Here is a 7,507-nt window from a genome sequence, read left to right as displayed (position 1 = left end):
ACGACGCCCAGGTCCCGGCCAAGCGCCGGCTGTACTTCACCGCGACCCCGAGGATCGCGGATGACCGGCGCGCCAAGGACGGCCTGGCCGACCTCACCGACGCCGACGACGGCCAGGCGCTGCCCGCCCTCTGCTCCATGACGGACACCCGGATCTACGGCGAAACCGTCTTCACCTGGACCGCTCGGCCAGGGCATCGAGCACGGCTACCTCGCCGACTACCGAGTGTTGGTACCGCTCGTCACGGACGAGGACCTGCGCGAGCTGCTCAACCTCCCGGCCGTCGCCGACCTCGGCCTGCGCCGCGTCATCACCTTCCACTCCCGGGTGTCCGCCGCGCGGGAGTTCGCGAACACCCTGCTGGACGCCTGCGAGCTGCTGCCCGACGAGGACCGCTCCGAGCGGATCTGGGCGAAGGCGGTCGCGGGCACCGACCGCCTCAAGGACCGCCGCGCCGCGTTCACCGAGTTCAAGGCCCACACCGGCGACGACGGCGAGGAGTGCGGAATCCTCTGCAACGCCCGGCTCCTGTCGGAGGGAATCGACGTGAGAGCGGTGGATGCCATCTGCTTCGCGGATCCGAAGTCGTCGGTCATCGACATCGTCCAGGCGGTGGGCCGGGCGTTGAGGCAGTCCTACGGGCAGGGCAAGGTGTCCTGGGTCATCATCCCGGTCTACCTGCCGACACCGGAGGTCGGCGACGACACGGCGGCCGCCGACCCCGCCGAGGTCCACGACGCCGGCGAGGCCGTGAAGGCCGAGGCCGACGCCGAGATCGAGGCCAGCTCCTTCCGTACGATCTGGCGGGTGCTGCGGGCACTGGCGGCGCACGACGCCCGGGTGGTCGGCCGCATCACCGAACTGCGCGGCAAGCGATCCCAGGGCACCGCGCACACCACCACGGCCAAGCCGACCGAGGGCGAGGCCGCCGAGGCCGGGGAGGGCGAGCAGTAGCCGGCGGCGATGGAGTCGCCGATCGAGTGGCTGCGGATCAACGCGAAGCAGCACGCGGCGCGGATCCTGCAGACGGTGAAGCTGCGGGCGTTCAACCCGCGTGCGGCCGAGTGGCAGCGGATGCACGCCGTCGCCACCGCGTTCCACATCGAGCACGGCCACCTCGACCCGACTGACAAGGCGAAGCACGTCGAGCTGATCTCCTGGCTCACCCGCCAGCGCCACCTGAACGGTTCTGGCCTGCTCGACCCGGCCCGCGTCAGCGAGATGGACGCGCTCGGTATGATCTGGTCGAAGAACGCCAACGCGTGGGAGCGCGGGGCCGCTTACGCCGCCGCCTTCCACCGCCGCCTTCCACCGCCAGCACGGGCACCTGGCGATCCCGGCGACCGCGAAGCTGGACGACTACGCGGTGGGTGCGTGGATGCGCCGCCAGCGCAAGGCCGACAACCTGACCAAGGAACAGGTGGCCAAGCTCGACGCGCTGGACGAGCTGTGGCGGATGGAACCGGACTGGAACAGGTCGTACCGCCGCCTGCTTGCCTACCTCGCCGCCGGCGGAACCCTGGACGGCCCGGCGAACCGCACCGGCCTCGGCGACGATTCGGCGTTCCGGCCGGGCACGTGGCTGCGCAAGCAGGAGAAGGCCCGTACCGAGGGGAAGCTGACCGAGCAGCAGAGCGCGCCCCTGGACGCCCTGCACAGTCCCGCCCTGGGCGCCTGACCACCCGCCAGCACACCAAACCTGGTGCCTGCGTCGGTCCAGGTCCGTAGAGTCCGGGCATGGAGGATGACGACACTGAACAACTTCGGGCGACCGTGGCCAGCCTCGACCGTCTGCTCGAGCAGTACGAGCCGCTTCGGGAACTCCACTGGCAGGTGCCGTCCGGCAGCCCCCTGGCCGGCGACGACGCCAAGACCGATCCGTACCAGGTCTCCCACAGTGTCCAGCACGCCGTCCAGGCGGCAGCGGACCACCTCCACTGTCTGCGCTCCTCCTTGGTCCAGCACATGGACGCCGAGCGAGTAACCCTGGTCCTGCACACGTACGGCTCGTTCACGCTCTTGCGCGGGGCCTTGGAGAACAGCGCTCGCGCAGTGTGGCTGTTGGCGCCCGCCAGCCGGTACGAGCGCATCCGTCGCCGCCTGGCCCTGCAGAACGACGACATCAAGAACCGCCACGCCATGGACCGGGTGGCGCAAGCCGCCAATGCTCTCCTGCCACAAGAGGACCCCGGTCCACCACGCAGGACCGAGGAGCAGCAGCGCCAGCACCTGGTTGACTTGCTCACAGCGGCAGGCGGGCCGCAGAACGACCCGAAGAAGGTGAAGGAAGAGCTGCGGTTTCCCGGCTACGGCAACGTGGTTCGCGAGGCCGGCAGCCAGCTTCCGCAGTTGCAGAAGAGCTCCGGCGAGCGGCCAGACATGGCCAGCCTGCTGGAGCTGATGTGGAGGGCCTGCAGCGCGCTGGCCCACGGCGACCTCGGCGGCTCCCTCGGCCAACTGCACCGCGAGGTCCGGGCCACGGAGGGCGACCGTGTGTTCCTCCGGCTGACTGGCTCTGCCAGCGAACTGCGGTCGAGGACGGAGCTGACCTGCATGACCGTCAACAAGGCCATCGACCTGTTCGCGGAGCGTTCCAGTCCACCCCGCTGACCGGGGAGCAGCCGCCACCGATTCGCTTACGCCTGGAGGCCGCCGTCCCCGCAGAGATGGCGGCCTCCAGTGCTGTCTCAGGGCCGAAGCAGCCGTAACGCCTGCCAACGGACAGCGCGCCAGGTGGTCACCGCCGAGCCAGTGCGGCACCCCGGCGAGCCTCCTCGGCCCACCGACCGCTGAGCGCCGCGAGACGAAGCGCCGGTCCATCGTGATGGTGGCCAGCGCTTCCTGCTGCCTGGCTCTGGCTGTTCAGGGGTTCACATCGTGTTCGGCGAGCGGTGCCGCACTGGGGCCGCCATCATGGCGGCAGATCGCCGTGGGCAAGGAGGACTTGGGCCATGACCCTGAACCTGACGCTGGTGAGCCCGAACCTCATTGTTCAGACGTCCGACTTCCGCCTCACAGCTGGCCGCGAGATCAGGAGCCACACTGCCCAGAAGCAGACTGTCCTGCAGTACCGGGACTGGTCCGGCCTGGTCTGTTACACCGGGATTGCGCAGTGGGGGGACCACGACACCGCGGCCTGGCTCGACCAGGTGCTGTCCCATCCAGCGGGGCAGCGCAGTCCCCAGGACATCGCCGACACCCTGGCGCGCAAAGGCAGAGCCTGGCTGCGCCGGATCCCGGAGGAGCACCGGGTACACGCCTTCACGCTGGCGGCGTTCGAACAGGGACGGCCGACTGTCTACCTGGTCTCGAATGTCATGCGGCCGGACGGTTCGTGGAAGCCTGCGCGGCCCGCCGCGTTTTCCTGCTACCGCCTGCAGCCCGAGCAGCCGTGGTGTCTGGTGACGGGCTATGCCTCCGCTGTCGACAGCGGGCAGAAGGCTTCCCTCGAAGCGCTGATGGAGGCCGGCACTTCGCCCGCAGGGCTTCGGCGGCTGGCGGCGGAGGCCAGCAGGGCCGCGGCTGGCCGTGCGGAGAACACCGTGAGCGAGGAGTGCGTGGCCGCTCACCTGACCCCGGGCGGGGCCGGCGAGTCGGAGGTATTCGGCAACCTTCCGGCCAGATTCCTGCCCAGCGGGATCATCAACGGCCGACTGGTAGCCCCTCGGCTCGTGGTTGACGAGGGGGACGGTTCCCGGCGGCTGGTCGGCGCAGAGTGGCATGCGGAGCCCGGCGGGGCAGTGCTGGTGATGACCGGTGGATACAGACGGCTGGATCAGCAGCAGGGCGCCGGCTGGCGGGACACGGACGACTAACTTGCTTGCCGCCCGGGTGGCCGCTGCTGGTCATGCCACCAGGAACGTGAGGAGCGGCTGGAGGCCGAGGCCCAGGCAGGGCTGGAGGCGGCCCGCGCGGCGAACGCCTCGCTGCGCCCGTGTTGGTCGTGCCGGGGCTCGATCGGCGGGGAGGTGGGCTCGCTGCTGGAGCTCAACGAGAAGGCGGGCCCGGACCGGCTGGAGTGCCCGCAGTGCGAGCGGGACCGTGCCGCGAAGGACTTGGGCCCGCTGGTTCTGCCCGCCCCGACCAAGCGGGAGGTGGTGGCCGCGCTGGTCTCCGCTCCGGACGATCCGTGGTGGGAGATCCGGCAGCGGAATGCCCGTGGCTACCTGAACCGCAAGGTGTAGCCGGGTCGGCGGCTCGGTGTGCATCAGCGGTCACTTGCTGTGCCGCCGGCTCCGCGACGAGGTGGGCTTGCGCGGGGCGTTGGTGGGCTCGGCGCGCCAGGCTCAGTGGGCGCGAAGGAGGGCGGCACGCTGCTCGTGGTTTGTGTCGCGTAGGACCATCCGCAAGGTGATCAGGTCACGGAGCGCGCTGGTGAGTTCGGTCAGCGCGCCCCGGGGGTGACGCATGAGGCGCGCGAGCAGGCCAAGGGCGGCGGGGGCGACGATCAGTGTGCCGGTCAGTTGGCGCATGTCCATGGGCTTGTCCTTCGGCTGGTCGGGTCGGCGACCTGGTACGTGTTGTCGCCTCCGAATGCCCGGAAAAAAAGTGCACGCCCGGTGTCACCTTGTCGCGGGATGCGCGGGGCTGCGTGCATCCAGGAGAAAGTGACGCTTTGTACAATGACAGCTACAATCTGTGGCTGAATTGGTCGACCAGACTCCGGAAGAGTCGAGTGGTGGGCGTTCGGTGTCTGCCGGCAGGCGCGACCTCATAGGGCGGGATGGTCGAAGCGGTGGTGTGACCTGTTGTTGTTGTGGGACGTGGAATGGCCTTATATGCCGACTTGTCTGGACCTTTGGTTGGACCTGTTGGGGCCTCTAGTGGGTCGGGCCGGTGGTGGGTTGGTGACTGTGTGTGGTGGCGGGTGGGGTTGGGGGTGCTCCTGGCCTGCTCGGTCGGTTGGTGGCCTGTTTTGTCGTGTGTTCGGGTTGGAATTTCGTGTGGCGTGTTTCTTTGAATTGACCAGAGCGGTTTCCTTGATTCGAGCCGGAATGATCGGGTGAGGGCCTGTCGGTGTTCGGTTTCTGCCTGGCCGCTCCCGGGCCTGGGGGGCGGGTTCTCGGGTGGTCGTCTCCACGGCGCGCTGCTGTCCGTGGTCTGCCGTCCCGGTGGCGCTGCGCCGTTGTGGCTCGGTTTGTCCGGGCCGGCCTGTTGCGCCTTGGTCGCCGTCGAGGCCGTGGTGGCTCTGGTTGTTCGGGTGGCCGTCAGGCCGTCCGCTCCGCTGGGCCCGTCGAGGCCGTGCCGCTCTCGCCGCCGCTGCGCTCCAGTGCCGGCCGCCAGGCCGGGCTCGACGGCTTGCCTCGCCCGCCAAGCCGGTGCCGTAGGCCCGGCCCCGTGCTCGTGCCGGGCCGTCAGGCCTGGTCCCTTGCCCCTCACGGGTCGGCCGCAGGCCGTACCGCCCCTTTCGCGGCGGCCAGGCCGCCCTGTGCGGGCACACGGTGCTGCGCCTGAAGGAGTCGGTTAGCGGCCGGTCAGGTGGCGTGATGTGAGGTGGACTTCATCGAGTTGGGCGGTGGTCAGGTGTCGGGCTTCCCAGATGACGGCGGCCACGTCCGCTGCCCGAGGGTGCAGTGGTGGCAGATCGTTCGGCAGGTGGATGCCGCCGAGTACCGCGAGGTCGGCAGCGGCAAGGCCGAGCACACCCGCGAAGCCGACCACCAGCTCGGGGGTGGGTTCGATGGTGCCGCGGCCCACCCCGCCGACGGTCGAGGCTGATAGGTAGATCCGCCCGCCGGTCACCGCGTGTAGGGCCTGCGCTGTGCATAGCCAGGTGAGGTTCCGGTGGTGCGTGAGCGTCAGGAGCACCGCACCGAAGCCCGGCTCGTAGCGGTGGTACGGCCGGTCGACCCCGCCCCGCCCCTCCCGCAGCACCAGGGGCTGCGCCCGGATCGCGTCCAGCAGCAGGGCCCGGTTCTCGGCGGGCATGCCCATCGTGTTGTAGACGACGGATCTGATCGACCAGTTCGGGTTGCGGGTGACCGGCGTGAGGTCGTCGGGGACCGGTTGTCCGGCGAGGATGAACAGGTCAGCGGTGTGCAGCCCGAGTATCGGCCCGAGGTCCCGCAGCAGCCGTCCGGTCGGCTCCCGCCCGTCGAGTACGGCCTGCAGCTCCGCCGGGTCGGCGCCGGCCACCGCCGAGAGCGCGGTGGCGTCGAGCGCCCGTCTGTCCATCAGACGCGCCAGCAGCTCACCGAACTCCAGTACTCCTGTCATTCCGTCAGCCTAGGCACCTGCACGCAGGCCGCCAGGCCGCCCTCCGCTGCTTCTCCGCTATGCCCTTGCCACCGTCCGGCCCGCCGGCCTCGGCCGCTCCCCGCCGCCGTGCTGCTCGTCCCGCCCGGTGCAGCGCTCGGCTGCTGGGCCTGGCCGCCGTCCTGGTCGGCCGCCAGGCCGTCCCGCTGCGCCTGGTCCGGCTGTCCTGCCGCCGGGCCCTGGTGGCGCCGTCAGGGCCGTGCCCTGCCCGCCCGGGGTGCCCGGCTTGTCCGGCCGTCTCGGGCCTCGCCCTTCCCGCCGCCTTGGCCCGGTGTTCGGTTTGGTGTCGTTGCCGGGGGAATTGTTCCGGGGGGCGTCTCGCGGGATTTCTGGAAGGCCCGGGAACGGCGGGTGTAGTGTCGGTCGCGAGGGTCGTAGGCCCCTTTCCTGCGTGCCTGAATTCTGTTTCTCGCCGTTGCGCCTCGCGTGGCTTTTCTGTTTCACTCGGAGAAAGGAGAGGAATGTAATCCATATTCGGTGTGAGAATGCCGCCGGATGGTGCAACCGAGAATGGAGCCGCGCTGGTCGGTATTCGCCGTCCGTGCGTCCTCGCGGGCGGCTATGGTAGGGCCGCACGCCGCTCTGGCGAAGGCGTCGGAAACGCTGTCGGAAGCGCTCTGGACGCCGGTTCGGATTGTGGTGTTGAGGGCCCGTCAGGGACCCGCGGACAGGGTGCCGGTGAGGGCCCGTCACGGGCCGCGGGGAGGTACGGTCGGGGCGGTGGCCCGGGAGTCCAGGCGAGGGCCGCAGGACGGTCACCGGTGGGGGCCGTGAGAGGGAGGGTTGTGGCTGATACCGGAAGTCCGCGACACATCGTCAACGCAGGGGCCGCAGGACCGGGGCCGGCACCCCGGTGTTTCGGGGGAAGGGGCCGCTACCCGAATTTCGCGTCACATCGTCAACGCTCACCCCCGGGCGCAGCCCGGGAATGCTGCCAGCCGATCGGCCCGATAGGGCCGTGAAAAAGGCTCGCCCAATCAAGCCAGAAGGCTGACGGGTTGACGGGCCGTAGGCCCGGGGAAAAGCCACCGCTCGGCGGAGCGCAGCGACGCCCGACGCCCGCCACGATGGCGCGTCACGTGCCCGCGAATTCGCCATCGGCGAATTCCCTCTGCCACGCACGGCCCGCCGAGGCGCAGCCGAGCTACGCCACGCACGGTGACGGCGTAGCCGGCACCCCCGCACCTGGCGGTGCGTCAGCACCGCTGCTTCCCGCGTCAGCGGGAAGCCTAAGCTGTAGGCGTCCGCCCCC

At 70.1% G+C, this 7,507-nt stretch carries 7 protein-coding genes and 1 pseudogene; 6 read left to right on the top strand and 2 right to left on the bottom strand.

The window, feature by feature from the left end; translation table 11 throughout:
* Window positions 1-228 precede the first annotated feature (228 nt).
* The 6 genes and pseudogenes from P3T37_RS36790 to P3T37_RS36765 all read left to right on the top strand — a co-directional run bounded on the left by P3T37_RS36790 (window position 229) and on the right by P3T37_RS36765 (window position 4,184).
* Complete coding sequence (locus tag P3T37_RS36790; protein ID WP_280728323.1) at window positions 229-954, top strand: helicase-related protein; 726 nt, start codon at window positions 229-231, stop codon at window positions 952-954.
* 9 nt (window positions 955-963) lie between these two features.
* Window positions 964-1,179: pseudogene (locus P3T37_RS37120) on the top strand (helicase associated domain-containing protein); the annotation flags it as partial.
* A 148-nt stretch (window positions 1,180-1,327) separates the two neighbouring features.
* Window positions 1,328-1,678 carry a helicase associated domain-containing protein gene (locus P3T37_RS36780; protein ID WP_348533322.1) on the top strand — a complete coding sequence of 117 codons (351 nt, stop codon included), beginning with the start codon at window positions 1,328-1,330 and terminating at the stop codon, window positions 1,676-1,678.
* Between the two features lie 59 nt (window positions 1,679-1,737).
* Entirely contained in the window at window positions 1,738-2,610 is an 873-nt protein-coding gene (locus tag P3T37_RS36775) for a hypothetical protein (protein ID WP_280728322.1), read from the top strand.
* Window positions 2,611-2,951: 341 nt separating this feature from the next.
* The gene (locus P3T37_RS36770; RefSeq protein WP_280728321.1) at window positions 2,952-3,815 is read left to right on the top strand and encodes a hypothetical protein; all 864 of its coding nucleotides are present in this window, start codon (window positions 2,952-2,954) and stop codon (window positions 3,813-3,815) included.
* A gap of 153 nt (window positions 3,816-3,968) precedes the next feature.
* A complete protein-coding gene (locus P3T37_RS36765) occupies window positions 3,969-4,184 on the top strand; it encodes a hypothetical protein (RefSeq protein WP_280728320.1) in 216 nt (71 codons plus the stop codon).
* Between the two features lie 102 nt (window positions 4,185-4,286).
* On the opposite strand, the gene P3T37_RS36760 is transcribed toward P3T37_RS36765, so the two are convergent.
* Both P3T37_RS36760 and P3T37_RS36755 read right to left on the bottom strand, forming a co-directional pair.
* On the bottom strand, window positions 4,287-4,478 hold the full coding sequence (locus P3T37_RS36760) for a hypothetical protein (protein ID WP_280728319.1): 192 nt from the start codon (window positions 4,476-4,478) through the stop codon (window positions 4,287-4,289).
* Between the two features lie 985 nt (window positions 4,479-5,463).
* The gene (locus P3T37_RS36755) at window positions 5,464-6,216 is read right to left on the bottom strand and encodes a hypothetical protein (protein ID WP_280728318.1); all 753 of its coding nucleotides are present in this window, start codon (window positions 6,214-6,216) and stop codon (window positions 5,464-5,466) included.
* Between the last annotated feature and the right edge of the window lie 1,291 nt (window positions 6,217-7,507).

This window comes from Kitasatospora sp. MAA4, from assembly GCF_029893355.1.
Classification (GTDB): Bacteria; Actinomycetota; Actinomycetes; order Streptomycetales; family Streptomycetaceae; genus Kitasatospora.
Note: the sequence above shows the minus strand (reverse complement) of the source record. Positions and strands in the feature narration are given on the sequence as shown.

Coding starts and splice junctions, on each gene's coding strand:
- P3T37_RS36775 (WP_280728322.1), top strand. CDS start 1,738: ATGGAGGATGACGACACTGAACAACTTCGGGCGACCGTGGCCAGCCTC.
- P3T37_RS36770 (WP_280728321.1), top strand. CDS start 2,952: ATGACCCTGAACCTGACGCTGGTGAGCCCGAACCTCATTGTTCAGACG.
- P3T37_RS36760 (WP_280728319.1), bottom strand. CDS start 4,478: ATGGACATGCGCCAACTGACCGGCACACTGATCGTCGCCCCCGCCGCC.
- P3T37_RS36755 (WP_280728318.1), bottom strand. CDS start 6,216: ATGACAGGAGTACTGGAGTTCGGTGAGCTGCTGGCGCGTCTGATGGAC.